General features: G+C 57.5%; 15 protein-coding genes and 2 pseudogenes. All 17 read right to left on the bottom strand.

All coding sequences use genetic code 11. From position 1 onward, the window contains the following. Position 1: 1 nt before the first annotated feature. The 17 genes and pseudogenes from RJD28_17325 to RJD28_17245 all read right to left on the bottom strand — a co-directional run bounded on the left by RJD28_17325 (position 2) and on the right by RJD28_17245 (position 17,235). On the bottom strand, positions 2 to 2,203 hold the full coding sequence (locus RJD28_17325; protein ID WNV57900.1) for a YodL domain-containing protein: 2,202 nt from the start codon (positions 2,201 to 2,203) through the stop codon (positions 2 to 4). Continuing rightward, on the bottom strand, positions 2,184 to 2,579 hold the full coding sequence (locus tag RJD28_17320) for a hypothetical protein (GenBank protein ID WNV57899.1): 396 nt from the start codon (positions 2,577 to 2,579) through the stop codon (positions 2,184 to 2,186). Before RJD28_17320 ends, RJD28_17325 begins: the two co-directional genes overlap by 20 nt. An 88-nt stretch (positions 2,580 to 2,667) precedes the next feature. Beyond that, a complete protein-coding gene (locus tag RJD28_17315; protein WNV57898.1) occupies positions 2,668 to 2,970 on the bottom strand; it encodes an immunoglobulin in 303 nt (100 codons plus the stop codon). Continuing rightward, positions 2,967 to 5,033 (bottom strand): DNA topoisomerase 3, encoded by a 2,067-nt coding sequence (locus RJD28_17310; protein WNV59670.1) that lies wholly within the window; start codon positions 5,031 to 5,033, stop codon positions 2,967 to 2,969. Before RJD28_17310 ends, RJD28_17315 begins: the two co-directional genes overlap by 4 nt. Positions 5,034 to 5,216: 183 nt before the next feature. Next, on the bottom strand, positions 5,217 to 5,417 hold the full coding sequence (locus RJD28_17305) for a hypothetical protein (GenBank protein ID WNV57897.1): 201 nt from the start codon (positions 5,415 to 5,417) through the stop codon (positions 5,217 to 5,219). Then, a complete protein-coding gene (locus RJD28_17300; protein WNV57896.1) occupies positions 5,414 to 6,919 on the bottom strand; it encodes a DUF4366 domain-containing protein in 1,506 nt (501 codons plus the stop codon). The genes RJD28_17305 and RJD28_17300 overlap by 4 nt, the downstream gene beginning before the upstream one ends. 134 nt (positions 6,920 to 7,053) lie before the next feature. Further along, entirely contained in the window at positions 7,054 to 7,311 is a 258-nt protein-coding gene (locus RJD28_17295; GenBank protein ID WNV57895.1) for a DUF4315 family protein, read from the bottom strand. 22 nt (positions 7,312 to 7,333) lie between these two features. Next, entirely contained in the window at positions 7,334 to 9,076 is a 1,743-nt protein-coding gene (locus tag RJD28_17290) for a C40 family peptidase (GenBank protein ID WNV57894.1), read from the bottom strand. Then, a complete protein-coding gene (locus RJD28_17285; GenBank protein ID WNV57893.1) occupies positions 9,073 to 9,819 on the bottom strand; it encodes a phosphoadenosine phosphosulfate reductase family protein in 747 nt (248 codons plus the stop codon). The genes RJD28_17290 and RJD28_17285 overlap by 4 nt, the downstream gene beginning before the upstream one ends. A 198-nt stretch (positions 9,820 to 10,017) precedes the next feature. Further along, positions 10,018 to 10,974, bottom strand: coding sequence for a site-specific DNA-methyltransferase (locus RJD28_17280; protein WNV57892.1), 957 nt, complete (start codon positions 10,972 to 10,974; stop codon positions 10,018 to 10,020). Continuing rightward, entirely contained in the window at positions 10,952 to 11,293 is a 342-nt protein-coding gene (locus tag RJD28_17275) for a hypothetical protein (protein ID WNV57891.1), read from the bottom strand. The genes RJD28_17280 and RJD28_17275 overlap by 23 nt, the downstream gene beginning before the upstream one ends. Before the next feature lie 16 nt (positions 11,294 to 11,309). Beyond that, positions 11,310 to 11,477 (bottom strand): hypothetical protein, encoded by a 168-nt coding sequence (locus tag RJD28_17270; protein ID WNV57890.1) that lies wholly within the window; start codon positions 11,475 to 11,477, stop codon positions 11,310 to 11,312. Positions 11,478 to 11,516: 39 nt separating this feature from the next. Beyond that, positions 11,517 to 12,254 (bottom strand): BRO family protein, encoded by a 738-nt coding sequence (locus RJD28_17265; GenBank protein ID WNV57889.1) that lies wholly within the window; start codon positions 12,252 to 12,254, stop codon positions 11,517 to 11,519. A gap of 23 nt (positions 12,255 to 12,277) precedes the next feature. After that, positions 12,278 to 14,657 (bottom strand): annotated as a pseudogene (locus RJD28_17260) (ATP-binding protein). Next, complete coding sequence (locus tag RJD28_17255) at positions 14,578 to 15,009, bottom strand: PrgI family protein (protein WNV57888.1); 432 nt, start codon at positions 15,007 to 15,009, stop codon at positions 14,578 to 14,580. The pseudogene RJD28_17260 and the gene RJD28_17255 overlap by 80 nt, the downstream one beginning before the upstream one ends. Before the next feature lie 15 nt (positions 15,010 to 15,024). Next, positions 15,025 to 15,315 (bottom strand): annotated as a pseudogene (locus RJD28_17250) (hypothetical protein). Between the two features lie 87 nt (positions 15,316 to 15,402). Continuing rightward, positions 15,403 to 17,235 carry a reverse transcriptase domain-containing protein gene (locus tag RJD28_17245; protein ID WNV57887.1) on the bottom strand — a complete coding sequence of 611 codons (1,833 nt, stop codon included), beginning with the start codon at positions 17,233 to 17,235 and terminating at the stop codon, positions 15,403 to 15,405. Positions 17,236 to 17,344 lie beyond the last annotated feature (109 nt).

Raw genomic sequence — 17,344 nt, 5'->3', positions numbered from 1 at the left:
ATCAAAGCTCTCTTTCCGCGCTCCGTTTGGGCGCTGTTTTGTTTTTCGACTGCTCCGGCGTCCTTTCCCTGAGCTTTTCCAGCACGGAGGGCTTCTTCTGCTCGCGGTGGGAGGCCGCAGCCAGCTCCGTCAGGGAGATGGAAAAGCCCGCCTTGACCTGCGCCTCCAGATCGGCCACGGTGGGCTGCTTGGGGCCGTTGTTGATGATGCCGTCGATCATGCCGTAGTCGTCCTCCAACAGCATCTCCACGTTTTTGAGGTAATTCTCCGGCTTGAGGAAATTGGGAAGCTCCCGGAAGCCGATGCTGTCAACGTAATGACAGGATACTACGCCGTTTTGCTTCAAGGCAACGATGTCGCTGACCGACAGGCTGTGTCCCTTGAAATCCGCAGGATGATCCACGTTGAACCGCTGATAAATCATATCCAGATTGGTTCTGGCATTCCCATAATCCATAAACCCGCCGGTGTAGATCGCGTCGTAGCCGCCGCGCTCCGGCGTGACGCCCTTGCTCTGCAAGTAGTCATAGTTCATGAAGCGGTAAGCGTCCAATTCACCGCCGCGCCGAATCTGATAGATGAGGAAAGCGTCCTGCGGGTTTTCCAGAAACAGCTTCTCCGTGTCCGCCTGTTCGCTCAGCGTCACAACGCCGCGTACCGCGTCCCATTCCTCGCGCTCCACGCCGAACACGCCGGTGTGGGAGGAAATATCCTCTGCGTCCAGCGCCATGGCCTCGGTGCTGTCGGCATAGAGCAGGAACACGGGAACGTCCTGCATGAACAGCTCCATGGCGCGCTCCTTGGTCAGCGGCAGCATGGCGTTGCCGTCTGTGTAGCCGTACTGATACATTTCCAAAAAGCCGATGCCGGTATCCGGCATGGGATAGCCCTGCTCCAGCTCCGGCATGGGCGGCAGCTCATCCACAACATTCGGCGTTTCTGTTTCAATCTCCGGCTGCGGTTTCTCCTTTGCCCGCCATTCCTGACGGAACAGGCCGTTGAAGCGTTCCAGCAGCCCATGAGAGCCGTCGTCGATGCCGATCTCGTCTGCCAGCTTGACGAAATCCTCCAGCTCCTTCCGCAGCTCTGCGCCCTCTCCGGCAAGCAGCCTGTCCGCAACCGAAGCCGCTGTGGGTCCTTCTGTGCTGTCGGGAACGTTCAGACCCCGGCGCAGGAACGCCGCGTAGTCGGCGGCGAAGGCCAGCGCGTCGGCGCGGGAGGGCGGGATGGTGACAAGCTCGTATTCCGTGTCCTTGGGAAGCTCGATGCCGCGCTCCTTGCAAACCTCCGCGAAATGCTTTTCCACGTCGGTGATGATGCCGTTTGCGGTCTTGCCGATGGTATCCAGACTGGCACGGAACTCCGGCAGCTCGGCGTTTTTTGACCACGTTGCCACATAGCCGAAGCTGTTTGCGCCGGTTTCAATGCCAAAGTAGGCGCAGACCATAAAGGAGATGCTTTCGGCCTCCACCTCCTCGGTATTGCGGCTCTTATGCCTGCGCTCCTCTGGCTGCTGCAAGGCGTAATTGTGGAGCTTGGCGTGGGCGATCTCATGGACGGCGGCGGATACCGTCTGCACCTCGCTCATGCCCTCCCGCAGCGTGATGCTCTGGGATTTGGGGCTGAAATAGCCGTCCATATCCGCAGACAGCGGCTTTACCTCCACCGGCACGGGCGAGGACCGGCGCAGCGCCTCCATGAACGCCTCATAATTCTCCACGCTGCCGGTCAGGTTGGCGACGGGGCTGGCAACACGCTCAGGCAGGGGCTTTCCGTCCGTCTGGGCGTAGTCGAACACCTTCACCGGGCGGAACATGGGGATTTCGATCTCCTTTTCCTCGGTGACAACTTTGCCGTCCGCGTCCAGAATGGGTAGTTTTGTGTCCGGGTCGAGCTTTTCCTGCTCGATTTTCTTCTTATACGGCGTGGGCGCGATGATGGTAATGCCCTTCTCACCCCGCAGCACATGGCGGGAGAACTTGTCCCTCCAGCGGTTGTAGCCCGCCACAAGTGTGGCGTCCGGGCGCTGCAAGTGGATGAGCGCCTGATTGTTGAGGGAATAGTTGTGAAACCGGCTCATGGTGCGCAGGTAATTGCGGTACTTTTCCATATCGCCGGATTCAAAGATGTCGCGGATGCCCGCCTCGATGCGGTCGGTGATCTCCTTGAGCTGTTCTCTGTTTTTACCGGGTTTCTCTGGCATAGTTTCCTCCTTTCATCAGGTCGATACGCAGGAGCTGAAGCCCCCGCGTGAGGTATTCCTGCAAATCCGTCTTTCCGCAGAGATAGCGGATGTCGCCTGCCTTGTTCTGCTCACGCAGCGTCCACAGGTCCGCCGCCCACCGGACGAATGCCGCGTCCGGCGCGTTTAAGGGCTTTTTGCGGCGAAGATAGAGGCTGTGCCGTCCCAGCACCATGATCGTGCAGATGGTATTGACCACATCGAGAGAACATTCGTTGAGAACGGCGATCCTCCGTTCATACGAGGCCGCGCCCAACAGCTCGCGCAGCGCAGGCTTGGCATTTTCAATCAATGCCGGATAATCCGCTCTTGTCGGATACGGAGATTTTCGTGTCATAGGCACTTCCTTTCATTTCATGGGCTGTTTACCCCTAAAATGGCAGCGCCCGCGCAAGGGTATGCTTTCCTGTGCGGGCGCTCGGTTCTCATTCGTTTTCGGAGTATATACTCCTTGCGGGCGGCGTATATCCGGCGTTTTTGGCGCGCTCGCTGGCGGCCCTGCGCCGCTCGTCGCTGAACGGCTCCCGGACGCTGACGCAGCTTTTCGGCACGATGTAGCTGACCGCTCCGGCATGGACGGCTTTATCCGGGTACACCTTGTCCGGGTATTTCTCCGCAAGGCGTTTGAGCTTGCGTATCAGCTTCGGGTCGTGGGTGTAGATGCTGGCGGTAGGTTCTTCCTCGTTGTAGAGGATGATACTTTCCTGCTCCAGCTTGGAGAGCTTCATGTCCTCGCCCCCTTATCAAACTCCAGACGGAAGCGGACGCTCTCGCCGGTATCCTCCAGCACGGCGGTGGCGTCGTAGGTGCCGCCGGTTTTTTCGGAATAGAGGCCGGTGAGCTTCACCCTCCCGTCTGCCAGCAGCGCGGCGGCGATCTTTCTGGTCAGAGCGGCGCGCTTGGCGGCAAAGAACTTGTTGTCCCGCCACAGCCCGAAGCGGCAGTCGTTTTTCTCGCAGAAGAAGCCCTTTTTGCTCTCGGTCACGTCGCTGCCGCAGCGGGGGCATTTGCCGATGACCTCCCGGCCGGAGGGGAACAGCACCTCCGCGCCGGAGATGACCTGATAGGTTTTCACCAGATCCGTGAGCATATCCGCAATGCCGGTCATGAACTCATCCGGGGAAAGCTCGCCGCGCTCCACCTGCTGCAAGCGGTATTCCCATTCGGCGGTGAGAAGCGGAGACTGTAACTGCTCCGGCAGCACGGTGATGAGGGATACGCCGGTATGGGCAGGCACAAGGCTGACGGCCTTCTTCGCCCTTTTGCGCTCCACAAAGCCCGTGGCTACCAGCTTTTCGATAATGGCGGCGCGGGTGGCGGGCGTTCCCAGCCCCTTCCGTTCCGCTTCTTCCGGCATATCTTCCTTTCCGGCAGTCTCCATGGCGGAGAGCAGCGTGTCCTCGGTGAAGTGCCTGGGCGGCGTGGTCTTGCCCTCCTTTACGGCGGCTTCGGCGCACTCCAATACCTGCCCCTCCGACAGCTCCGGCAAGGCGGCGTCCTGCTTTTCCTGCGCGAGATACTGCTTCCAGCCGGTATCAAGGACGGTTTTGCCCTTGACGGTGAATACAGCGCCGCCGCATTCCAGCGTAACTGTGGTTTCCGCATAGCGGTGGGCGTCGCTGACCGCCCGGAGAAGCTGACCTGCCACAAGGCGCAAAATCTCTCGCTCCCCCAGCGGCAGGACGGAGGTATCCGCCTTGCCCGCGCTGGCGGTGGGGAGAATGGCATGGTGGTCGCTGACCTTGCGGCTGTCGCAGACCTGCCTTGCGTTCACACGCCCCGGCGCGGTGGTTTCACAGATGGCGGCAGCAACGGACACAAGCTCCGGCACAGAGGGTTCCAGATCATCTGTGAGGAAGCGGCTGTCCGTGCGGGGATAGGTGCAGAGCTTTTTCTCGTAGAGGGCTTGCAGATAGTCAAGCGTCTGCTGTGCGGTATAGCCGAGGCTGCGGTTGGCCTCCCGCTGGAGGGCGGTCAGGTCGTAGAGCCGGGGCGCGTTCTCCGTTTTTTCCGTGCGTTGCACCGTCCTGACCGTGACCGGCTGACCGGCGCAGGCGGCGGCAAGGGCGTCCGCCTCCGCTTTCTCTTTGAACTTTTCGGACACGGCGGCAAAATCGCCGCAGCGAAGATTTACCGTGTAAAAGGCTTCCGGGCGGAACGCCCCGATCTCCGCCTCCCGCTGGACGATGAGCGCCAGCGTGGGCGTCATGACGCGCCCAACATTCAAGGTGCGGTGGTAAAGGACGGAAAACAGGCGCGTGGCGTTGATGCCCACCAGCCAGTCCGCGCGGGCGCGGCAGAGGGCGGACTGGTGCAGCCCGTCATATTCCCGTCCCGGACGAAGGTCCGCAAAGCCCTTTCGGATGGCCTCGTCCTCCATGGAGGAGATCCACAGCCGCTTCATGGTTTTCGTGCAGCCCGCCATGTAGTAGACGGTGCGGAAGATAAGCTCCCCCTCGCGCCCTGCGTCGCAGGCGTTGATGACCTCGGTCACGTCCTCCCGGCGCATGAGGTCCCACAGCAGCTCGAACTGTTTGGCTTTGTCCGCTTTCAGCGTGAAGCGCCAGCTTGCGGGCAGGATGGGCAGATCGTCATAGCGCCATTTTGCGTACTTTTCATCGTACACGTCCGCGCCCGCCAGCTCCGCCAGATGCCCGAAGCACCAGCTTACAAGGTAGCCGTTTCCCGAAAGATAGCCGTCGTTGCGTTTGGTCGCGCCCAGCACGGCGGCGATGGACTGGGCGACGGCGGGCTTTTCCGCGATCACTAATTTATGGTGTGTCATATCCATTTTTCTCCTTTTCTGCATAGCAAAAAGCAGCCCCGAAGGACTGCTTTTCGTGTCTGTTTTTCTAATCGTATATGAGTCAGGGCCGTTCAAGGCACCGCTTCCGTATCACATCCTTTTTCGCTGCATCTGGTCTCTCATGGGTACATTGTGCATCGGCGGGAGAAGGCGGCAAGGGTCGGGGTCCTAACGCTCCGGCGCTTTTGCCCGCAGTTTCTCCCGCAGGTCGGTGTCACGGTAGCAGGGACGGAGGCAGACGGTGCCGTAGCGGGAACAGCCGCAGCAGAAATGCCCCTCCGGGGCAGGGGTGCGCGGCGTTTCCTCTTTTCCCGGATAGGGGCGCTGCATCATCAGCCGCTCCAGCGGGTTTTTGGTGAAAAGGGTCATGCATCTGCGACCTCCGTTTCCTCCGGCTCGTCCGCATCGTCCTCGTTTTCATATTCCTCGTCCTCATCATCGCCGTAGTCGTAATCGTCCAAGTCCACAGGTCCCTTTGTGTCGGGCTTCTTCTTACGGAGCTTGAACCAATACAGCGCGCCGCCGCCCGCCATCAGGAGCAGCAGCACAATCACAACAAGACCGCTGCCGGACTTCTTTTCGCCGCCGTCCTTGTCGGGGCTGTCGGTCGTGTCCGGCATCGGGTCAGGTTCCGGCGTCTTTTCCGTGACCTTTTCCTTGCCCATGCACTCCGTCATGTTGTTCTTGCAGACTGCGCAGGCGGTGTTGACCGCACCTGCCTCGCACTTGTCCTTGCAGGAGCAGACGGGGGCAGAATCCTCCCTGTCAATAAGCGCCAGCAAATCGCTTTCGTCCACAAGGTTCAAAAAGTAGGTTTCATACTGATCTCCGTCCTCGTCCAGCGGCTTATCGTAGTCGATCACCAGATAGAGGGTATGGCCGTTGCGGGTTTCTACCGCGATGAACTGCTTGTTGGTGTGCTTGTCGTAAAGCAGGTCGCGGGTAACGGCGCTGCCGTTTTGGGAAAAGCCCGTCCCTTTCTCAATGGCGACAGGCGCGGCGGTATCGGCGGGCTCCTGTGCTTTCGCCGGCTCGGCGGCGGCGGGCGTCTGTTCCGCAGCGGGCTTTCCCGTGCTGCCGGAGGCGTTGGAGGGCTTTCCCGCACCGGTATTGCTGCCGTTGCTGCCGGTATTGCCGCTGCTGCCGGTGTTGCCGGAGGGCTGCTTCCTGCAATCGCAGTCTGCGGGACAATGGGTGCTGTGCTGCTCCGGTGTGGGGCTGGGCGCAGGCGTTTCCTTTTCATAGAAGGGGTTGGCGATCACCAGATAGCCCGTGCGGTTGCCCGCGTTGTCCACGCCCATGATGTAGAAGTGGGAATCGCGGGTGTTTTTGTCAATGCGCAGGCTGAACTCCTCGTTTTGCAGCGTGGTATAAAGCTCATCGTTCACATAGACCCCGGCTATGCCAGAGAGGGTGTCGGCGGCCTCCACGCGCAGCAGCGTACCGCTGACGCCCGCCCGCAGCTGGGGCGCTTCAAAGTCCATACAGGATACGGTCAGCTCCTTTTTATGCTCCGCGCCGAAGGGGTCAGTGATAAAGATAAACACGGTACCGTTGTCCGGCACCGTGTAGCGGGCGAGGCCGTCGTGGGCAAGCTGCTCCGTCAGGTCTGTTCTTTCGGCGGTTTCCCGCAGCGCCGCCTCTACCTTCTGCCAGCCCGCGTTGTTTTTGTCCCTGATACGGATCGTGACCGTCACCGGCGCGTTGTGCCAGCCTGTCGGAATATCTGCGTCCAGCGCATATTCCGCCTCCGGCTGCGGCGTTTCCGTCGTTTCAGGCGGCGCGGGAGCCGGTTCCTGTGTGTCCGGCCCTTGCTCAGCCGGAGGGGACTCCGGTGTTTCTTCGGGTGTGACGGGAAGCTCGGCCTCCACGATCTCCGGCGTGCTTTCCGGCGCGCCGCCTGCCGGGGGCGTCCTCCATATCCGTCGCCATGGCCATGCCGGACATGGTGAGGAACATCAGGGCAAGGCAAAGGACGGCGGCAACTCCGCGCAGCAGCCGGTTGTTATTCTTCTTCATGCACATAGTTCGTATCCTCCTTGGTATTGGGTGTGATAAAGGGCGCGCCGCCCCTTTTGAGCTGTGTGAGGAACTGCGCCAGCTCCTCCATGCTCATGCCGGTGGCGCGGGCAAGGCCGATGATGTCGGTATTCTCCAGCTCGACGATGCTCTCGTCAAGCTCCCGGTTGCGGGAGCGGAGGGCGGCGATCTTTTCATCGTTTTTCGCCCGTTCAGCCTTGAGCTTTGTAATCTTAGGGTTCATTTTTTTGCTCCTTTCTGAGAGATCAGGGCGCAGGTACGCGCCCGTAGGCAAGGAAGTGGGATTGCCAGTAGCTTGAATTGAGGCTTGTGTACTGGATGGGGTCGCCGCAGTGGAGCATCATATCATTGCCCACATAGATGCCAACATGGGACGCGCCAGTGGTGTCATAGGTGCCTTGGAAAAACACCAGATCGCCCGGTCGGACATTGGCGGCGGACACCCGCGTACAGATGCCCAGCAGCCCGGACGCACCCAGCCTGCCGAAGCTCCAGCCCACGTCGCAGTTGTTGTAGACATAGCTGACAAAGCCGGAGCAGTCGAAGGAGGTGGCGGGCGTGCTGCCGCCCCAGACGTAGGGGTAGCCGAGATACTTCTCCGCCTCCTTGATGATGGCGGCGAACTGCGCGTCCTCCAGCGCCTCCGGGGGTATCTCGTACTTCTCATAGTCGGCGGTGTAGTATTTCCCGATGTACTCCGAGCCGCCGAAGAGGTCCGGGCGGTTGCCCAGAGTAGCCATATACATGGCATACAAGGAGAGCTGATCCTGCGACATGATATAGACCGGCACATGGGAGAGGTTGAAGTTTTCCAGCCGGACTGTGCAGATGTAATAGGTGTACGGCACCTGCACGGTATATTCATAGCTGTGCAGATTGCCCTCCGCATCGGTATAGTAGCCGGTGCGCGTTTCGGTGCGGTATCTCGTTTCCGTGGTGACGGTTTCCGTTAGGATGTACTGCTTTTCAAACAGCATATCGAGTATGCCGCCTACCTCGGAAAGCGTCCACTCCCTGCCCATAAGGGCGGTGACAGCGGAGATCAGCACATAGGGGTCATGCTCAATGTCGTCCAGATCAAAATGGTACTCGTCGTAGTCGTGGGTGCTTTCGTAGGTGTCGAGATACTGCTGCAATTCCGCTTCCATGGCACAATATTGCGCCTCTGCCGCCAGCATATCCGCGTCCTCACTGGGGTAGGTGGATACGTTAACGCCGGTTGCCCCGCCCTGAATCAGCATGGAGCAGGAGGAAACGGTGCAGAGGATGAGGACGATCATTGCCGCGATGCCGCCCACGATAAGAAAGCCCTTTTTGTGACGGGCGATGAACTCGCCGGCTTTCTTTGTGTTCTCCGCGGCTTTCCGCGCCGCCTTTGCCGTGGCTTCGGAGGCTTTGACCGTATTCCCGGCGCTTTTTCCGGCTTTGGCGGCGGCGTACTCCCTCTTGATGGCCTGCTTCTGCTGCCAGCGGGAGTAGGGATTGCTGGAAAACTGCGGGTCATGGTGCTGTGCCGTTTTGTCCAACGCGCGGAGGTTGGCGCGGTCTGCCTTGGCCTCGGCGCGGTCTGCGCGGCGGTAGGGCTTCTCCTTGTGGGAGCGGTGGGCGTGCTGTGCAAGGCGCACGGCGCGCTCCGCCGCCTGCTCCACGCCGTGGGCGCTCTCCACACCCACATTATCCTGCTCATGTTCCCGAATCTCCCTGTGGACGGCGGACAGCGCCGCCGCACCGGGCGCGTCCCGCAGGGCGTGGGTGAGCTTGGAGGGCGGTCGTTTCTTGTCCACCTCCTCAAAGGAAAGGCGCGTTGTGACCGTGCCGGTTTTCGGGTCAACGACGCGCTGCTTTTTCTTTACGGTTTTCTTCGGTATCTTCGCCTCGGCCTTTTCCAGCTTTTGATAGGCTTTATCCGCTTTTTTGACGGCCTTTTTCAGTTCCGGCGCTGTCCGCTCCTCCTGCGTGAACAGCAGCCGGGGCGAGCGTTTGCTCATGGGGTTTCACCTCCTGTCAGGGCATACGGTACGCCGAGAAAGTCCAGCACCTTACCGCAGCCCAATTTATGGATACAGAAATCGTACTGCTTGGGATGTGTCAGCGCCATGCGCTGAAAGCGGTTCGGCTCCTTTTCCAGATGAACACCGAACATACAAAACATACAGCCGGTGCGCTTCGCGCCGGTAGTGGTCAGCCTGCCGTTTTCCTCCACGATCTCGCCGTAAACGGAGGCATACGGGATGCCGGTCATTCTGAGATATTCCAAAACATCCTGCTCCGTCCAGAAGGACATGGGCTGCGAGGTGGGGTCCCGCTTGTGATAGGCGTTGCAGCCGATTTTGAGATAGACGCTCTGACGGCGTGCGCTCTCACAAGCCATGGTCGCAATGATCTGCTTTCTACCGGTTTCCCGGTTATATCTGTGCAGGGGACGCTCCTTCATGACGGAACAGCACTGATCGGAAACGAAAAACGGCGCATCCAGCAGGATACGCCATTTCATGTATCGTTCATTGTATTTTGAGGGCGTACCGTCCGCGTTCAAACCGTTCAGATGGCACAGCGCCCACGGGCTGCCACGCTTTGCATAGCGAACGCGCCGTGCCACGTCTTTGGAAACGACGGGATAGCCATATTCCGATATGACCTTTGAAAAGGGCATCTCCGGGCGCAGCCACATTACATTGGGAACGGTTTTGACAAACTCCCGTATCTCCGGGTATTCCAGCCCCGTGTCCACAAATACGGCGGGAATGTCGGGAAACGCCCGCCGCGCAAGGTCCAGCAGAACGGTGCTGTCCTTGCCGCCCGAAAAAGGAGACGGCTACCTTGCCGTCGTAGTGGTGATACCACTCGATGATCTTCGCCTGCGTCACGCGAATTTTCCGCTCCAGCGGCCACGCCTGCATGACGCTCAGATCCTGCCGGGTGTAGGCGTTCATACCGCGACACCTCCGATCCGTTTCTCCGCCAGCTTACAGTATTCCGGGTTCAGCTCAATGCCGATGTAGTGCCGTCCGAGCTGCTTTGCCACCGCCGCCGTAGTGCCGGAGCCGAGGAAGGGATCCAGCACCATGCCTCCGGGCGGGCAGCCTGCCAGCAGGCAGGTTTCCGCCAGCTTTGGCGGGAAAGCGGCGAAATGCCCGCCCTTGTACGGCACGGTGTTGATCTGCCAGACGTCGCGCTTGTTGCGAAGCTGCGGGATGTCCTCATCGGCGTACCCGTTCGGGCGATGGTCGTTGAGGTGTTGGTGCTTCTGACCGGGAATATCCGCGGAATACTTGTTGCCTGCACCAAATCCGCGCTTCATCCGCGCAGGAGTGGAGGCCGCAACCGGCTCCGCGATGGCAGCGGCATCATAATAGTAGCGGCGGGACTTGGACAGCAGGAAAATATGCTCATAGCAGCGGCTTGGCCTGTCCTTGGTGCTTTCCGGCATGGGGTTCGCTTTCATCCAGATGATGTCCGAGCGCAGATACCAGCCGTCTGCGCGCAGCGCGAACGCCAGCAGCCACGGGATGCCGATCATGTCCTTTGCCTTGCAGCCCTCCACCTTGCCGTTGAGGGCGACCGCCTGACCGGTCCTGCCGTTGGGGTACTTGGGGTCGAGGGCTTCGCCCTGATTGCCCTTTCCGGCATAGGTGTCCGCGATATTGAGCCAGAGTGTTCCGTCCGGCGTGAGAACGCGCCTGACCTCCCGGAAAATGGAAGTCAGGCGCTCCACATACAGCGCCGGGGTTTCCTCCCGTCCGATCTGCCCGTCCACGCCGTAATCCCGCAGTGCGTAGTACGGCGGCGAGGTGATGCAGCAGTTCACGGAATTGTCCGGCAGGGTTTTCAGCACGGTCAGGGCGTCGCCGCAGTAAATGCGGTCAGCCTGCATAGTCGAACTCATCCCTTAGAAGCGAGGTAAGCCCCTCGACAGCCGTGAGGATGTCCCTGCACACGCCGGTCAGCTCAGATATGGCCGGTTCTCCGTCATACTCAAATACGTCGGCGTCCTCATTGTCCTCGTCCGCCTCACGCTCTGCGGTGTATTCGCGCTCCATGCGCTCGGCATACTCGCAGCAGCGTTCGCCGGGGCAGCAGGGATTTTCCGCAGGGACATAACCGGCGTATTCCGGCTCAATCAGGTCGTTTTCGATGAGGTCGGACAGGTCCGCAAGGTCACGGGACTTGAGGTAATTGAGCGCCATGCCCCAAGAACTGAACATCTCCTCGCAGCGCTCGTCAAAGTCGAGGGGTGGATCTGCGTACCAGGTCCAGATAGCTGTCCTTCTCGGCTCCGTTTTTGATGTAGTGCATGAGGATGGTCGCCATCCACAGCAGCTCCAGCTTTTCCTCGATGTGGCGCAGATAGTCCTCGCCGTGGATCAGGTACAGATTTTCTTTTTCCATTGTGATGCTCTCCTTTACATTATTTATAGTAGAATCAGGTCAGGCGATCTCGTCCAGCATGGAGAGGAACAGGGTCTTGCCCTTGGGCGTGACAAGGGTATATACCCCCTGATGCCCGTTGACGGCGATATAGTCCTTTACGAAGAACAGGCCGTCGCTGGCGGGCTTGGCATAGGGCAGCAGCGTACCGGAGGGCGCGCGGTAGAGATAGCGCTTGCGGATGAGGAACGCGGTGAACATTTTCTCCGGCACCTTCAGCTCCTTTGCGGTGGCGCGGAGATTGGTGCAACACTCCGGGTGGATGAACGCATCGTAGAAGTCCGCCTTGGGCTTTGCCAGCCGCAGCTCCTGCTGAAGCAGCTCGTTCTTCCGCTGTTCCTCCAGCATCCGCTGCGCCATGAGCAGCACCAGCTCCGGGTTTTCCAGCACCTGCTCCAACACGGATTTCGTCATGTACGCGCCGTGCTTGCGGATGGCAGGAATGACCTCATGGGTGATCCAGCGCTTGAACGCCTTTGCCTCCGGCTTGCGGGAGGTGATCACCAGCGAATACAGCCCGGGTTCGTTGATGATTGCCATGCGCTGTTTCCCGCCAAGGGTATCAATAGTACTGATACCCTTTTCATCATCATCCAGACGCTCAACCGTCATGCTCGGATTCCCCAGTTCCAGCGCTTTGCACACATCCGCCGCTACGAACCACGGCTCGCCGTTGAGGTTCAGCGTTCGCACCTTTCCAAAGGCGTTGTTTTCAAAAATCATCAGTTTGTTTTCCATCGTGCAATTCCTTTCTTGTTTTGTTATGCAGTCTGCTCCTGTGGCTTGGTGGTAAGTAGGTCATAGAGTTCCCCGCGGGGGAAGCGGTCTACGAAGGGCAGGATAACGTTGCCGTAAAAAAGCAGCCCTTCGCCTTCACCGCTGTGGGTGACATACGAGAGCTGATGAGGGGAGATATTGAGCTGTTTGGCGAGAATCTGCCGGTCGCCGCTGGCCTGATTGAGCATGAGGATGAAATCGCTGTTTTCAAAGATGTTCTCCACCTCGCGGGAGGAGAGCAGGTCTTTGACGTTCTGGGTGATGCCGGTGGGAATGCCTCCCCACTTGCGGAAGCGCTTCCAAATCTCCACGGTGTAGGCGGCGGTCTGCTCCTCGCGCAGCAAAAGGTGCATTTCGTCAATGTAGTAGCGGGTGGATTTGTGGGCTTCCCGGTTGACGGTCACTCGATTCCACACAGCGTCCTGCACGATGAGCATCCCGATCTTCTTGAGCTGCTTGCCCAGCTCCTTGATGTCGAAGCTGACGATGCGGTTTTCAATGTTGATGTTGGTGCGGTGGTTGAACACGTTGAGAGAGCCGGAAACGTAGATTTCCAAAGCCGTGGCGATGTACTGCGCCTCCTTTTTCCTCCTGCCGCCGCAGCTCGTTATACAAGTCCTCCAGAATCGGCATATTCTCCGGCTTCGGGTCGCTGAGATAATCCCGGTACACCATGCGCACACAGCGGTCGATGATGGTCTTTTCCACCGGCATGAGGCCGTCCTTTCCGCCCACGATCAGCTCGCAGAGGGAGAGGATGAAGTCGGATTTCAGGCTCAGCGGGTTTTCATCGTCGCTGTAATTGAGATTCAAGTCCATGGGGTTGATGTAATGCGGGCTTGTGGGGGAGATTTTAATGACCTGCCCGTGCAGACGCTCCACCAGCGGCCCGTATTCAGCTTCGGGGTCGCAGATGATGATGTCATCGTCGGTGACGAGGAACACATTGGCGATCTCCCGCTTCGCCGCAAAGCTCTTGCCGCTGCCGGGAGTGCCAAGGATGAGGCCGTTGGGGTTCTTGAGACGCTTGCGATCTACCATAATGAGGTTGTTTGAGAGGGCGTTCAGCCCGCAGTACAGAGCTTCCTTGCCGTCCTGAAACAGCTCCTGCGTGGTAAAGGGGATAAAAATAGCGACGCTTGATGTGGTCAAGCCCCGCTGTATCTCGATCTGGTTCAGCCCCAGCGGGAGGCTGCTCATCAGCCCCTCCTCCTGCCGGAAATCAAGGCGGGTAAGCTGGCAGTTGTACTTCTGGGCGATGGAGACCGCCTGAAACACGTTGTTGTCAAGCTGCCGGCGGCTGCCCGCCGTATTGACCACGATGAAGGTCAGCAAAAACATACGCTCGTTGCGGCTTTGCAGGTCTTGCAGCAGCTTCTTCGCCTCCGTGCCGTAGGTGGCAAGGTCCGAGGGGATGATGTCCATGTCGTATCCGGCGCGAACGGCCTTTTTCTGCTCCTCAATGGTCATTTTCTGCAAATCCGTGATCTTGCGCTTGATGGTCTTGATGGCCTTGACCTGATCCACGGACTGGACGTGCATACTGACGATGAGGGAGCTTTCCATGTCGAGGAAATCCGCCAGCATCCGGTCGTTGAGTTCGGGGGCTAAAATCTGCAAGAAGCTGGCGCAGCCGATGCGCCTGCCGACGCCGAAGGAGCGCCCGGTGCGGAACTCAAAGGAGCTGGGCGCGATGAAGTCCTTGACCGAAAGCCCGGAGGGTGCCAGCCAGTCCCACGAGAAGCGGAACGGCTCCTGCTCGTCCATGTGCAGCATCCCGTGCAGCAGCCGCAGCCGTTCCGTGCCGTTCATGGGCTCCGCCGCCACGCCGAGGCGCTTGAAGTTGTTGAGGATGTCCGTTTCGATGCGCTCTAAGCGGGGCTTTGCCGCTTTCAGCCCATCCGCCTCCACGCCGAAGGTCAGGTACTTGGTCTTGATGAGGCCGTTGTTGCCGCGGGCAAGCTGGTTCTGGAGCATCTGGGTATATTCCAGACGGATGCTGTCAAAATCGTCGCCCTGCGGCGAGATGGTGATGTACCTTGCGTAATTGTCCTTGTTGGCGGACATATTCACGAAGGAGAGCTGAAAGCGCACGGAGCTGTCGAAGTAGTTGAGGAAGTCGCACCAGCCGTCAAAGATGGCGGTCTTGTCCTCGTTCTGGTTGAGCTGATAGTTGATGTCCTGAAACTGGACGGTTTTCGTGTAGTAGCTGTCCGTTACGCGGCAGATGCCGTCGGGGAACATCCGCTGAAACGGGATGCTGTCCTGTGCGGATTTCTGTTTCTTATCCTGCCGCTTCGCTCTTGCGATGGCGGCCTCGATCTGCCTGCGTTCGGCGCGGGTGAGTTTTGTGCTGGTGGACAATGCGATACACCTCCCGGTCTAAATTGTCCTGCCGTTCCAGAACGGCGTAGAAATTATTGGTTGCGTAGGGGCGCTGCTTGGGGCGCAGGAAGCAGACCTGCACGATGTTGCGGACGATCTTTTCAAGGGGCTGTCCGTTCTTCTCATACATGGCCAGCAGGAAAAAGGGCAGCATGAGCAGGATCATGCAGATGGCCGCCGTGCTGACGCCGGTATGGGCTTTGAGCAGGAAGAACAGCGGAACGCCCAGCGCCGCGCCCGCGCCGAAGCAGATGAGCTGGCGCTTCGTCAGGTTCAGCAGCACCTTGGTCTTGACCGCGTTCAGGTCTTTGGGTACGGGAACGTATGCCATATTGCTTTACCTCCGTCAATGACTGTTGAAAATTGACTTTGCGAGACTGCTGGTTTTGAACAGGGTGAAGCAGAGCAGCACCGTGTAGCCCATGCACAGCCAGATGGCCGTGGAAATGTTGTCGTCTATGAGCATATTCTGTACCAGCACCGCATAGATGGCGATGCAGATGATGATGAGAAAGCCCTGAAACGCCAAAGCCAACAGGGAGCGGAGATAATTCTGCCCCATGCCGCCCCATTCCTTGCCCATCATGGTGGCCATGGGGATGGGCGCGATGCTGGTGACAAGTAGGGTAAGAACCCGGCGCCTTACCATATCACTATGGCAGGTTTCCGAGAACTCCCCTCCGAACCGGACTTACACCTCTCGATGTATCCGGCTCTCCAGATGTCAGTCTAACTTTCCTGCGTGTAACTTATCGTGACAGTCAATGCAGAGTGCCATTGTCTTGCGCTTACGCCCAATCATGGCGATTTCCCATTGTTTTCTGCCACTTAAATCTTTGAGTTTTCGTATATGGTGTATTTCAAGCGGCACATTCTCTGCGCCACACCACTCACACCTGTTTGCTTGCAGTCTTTTTATAAGGCTATTACGCCCATAATTCTCAAAAATTCTTGCTACTATATCAGGATTTCCGCTTTCTACTTTAGTGTCCCGGCGGAACCCATTATTGTAAAACAATACCTTTCCGACCTTGCCGTTTTTCTTCGGATATTCCACAACAAAATCTTTTCCTTGACGGTACTTGCGGATAATTCTGCTGATTCGTGTCCGATATTTTCCAGCAAAGGTTTTGAGCATACTGTATCTCATTACATAGTAGAAGTTATTGAGTACAGACACGTTGTTTGCAAGTCGGTAGTAGTTATACAATCCACGGATTTCTGCGTTGTATTGGTTTAGGATTTCCAAATCGTCCAAGTGCAACAGGCGAGTGCGCCGGACAGGCTCCCAAACCTCTTTGTTTCCATTTTGTTTGTCATATTTAATCTTGAGGGCATTGTAGGAGAACAATCGTTTTACCCACTTATCATGGGGAACATAAAGTAAGACTTTTCCATTGTTTACCCGTCTGGTAGCCCCGGTTTTGGTCTTTTTGTTGTGTTCGCCTTTGGCGATTGTGACCTCATATCCCAAGAACTTCGCAGCGTCGTGTCCATGAGTAATCAATGTCTTTTCCTCGGACATTTCCAGATGGAGTTTGTCCCGGATAAAGTAGCCTACATCTTGTTTAATCTGTTCTGCGTCCTCTTTGCTGCCGATAACTCCGATTAAGAAATCATCGGCGTATCGGATATAGCAAAGCCGTTTATAGCTATCGTCCATCTGGTCGCTATACGGTATAGATTTCAGACTACGCCGAAGTTCCCGGATTTCTGCAATTAAGCCCTCTTTTTCTTCCACGCTCATTTTAGAGATATTTCTTTTAAGCCTTTGTTCTTTTCCTCGGCAGACATCCAATTTCTTCTTGAACGCAGGATTGATTTTACGGCGGTTTCCGCCGTTGAATTTCTCTGCATACTCTGCCATATAACTGTCCAGTTCGTTCATGTAGATGTTTGCCAGGATAGGGCTGATGATGGAGCCTTGCGGAGTTCCGGAATAAGTATTGTGGTAATTCCAATCCTCCATATATCCAGCTTTCAAGAACTTCCAGAGCAGACCGATGAAATATTCATCTGCAATCCGCTTTCGCAAAATAGCAATCAACACATGATGGTCTACGTTGTCAAAACAGCCCTTTATATCCCCCTCAACGAACCACTTTGTCCCCGTAAAATATTTCTGCACATATTTGAGTGCCGTATGACAGCTTCTGTTTATACGGAAACCGTGGGAATAGTCGCTAAAGGTTGGCTCATAAATACTCTCCAAGATGAGCCGCACCACCTCCTGTATCAGTTTATCGTCGAATGACGGTATCCCCAGAGGACGCATTTTCCCATTGGATTTCGGGATATACGTTCTCCTTGCCGGGTTAGGCTGATAACTAAAATCCCGCATCTTTTCAATGAGGGCGTTTATCCTTGCCATTCCCATTCCGTCAATGGTTTTGCCGTCTGTTCCGGCTGTCATGTTGCCTGGTTTCGCCTGTATCCGCTGATATGCCAGCAGATAGAATTGTGGATTGTACAGGTTGCGGTATAACCGCTCGTACTTGTAACTCTTGTTACACGCCTTGGATTTTAGGCTTTCCAACACATTTTCAGGACTTCTCATAATGCCTCACGCACCTTTCCTTTTTATGAATTGGTTGACATCCTGCCTCCCTTCGCCATGTAGACGGCTTTCCCGCCCTCGGACTACTACGGAGGCTCCGTTGCCATGC

This window comes from Oscillospiraceae bacterium NTUH-002-81, from assembly GCA_032620915.1.
In the GTDB taxonomy this organism is placed as follows: Bacteria; Bacillota; Clostridia; order Lachnospirales; family Lachnospiraceae; genus JAGTTR01.
Note: the sequence above shows the minus strand (reverse complement) of the source record. Positions and strands in the feature narration are given on the sequence as shown.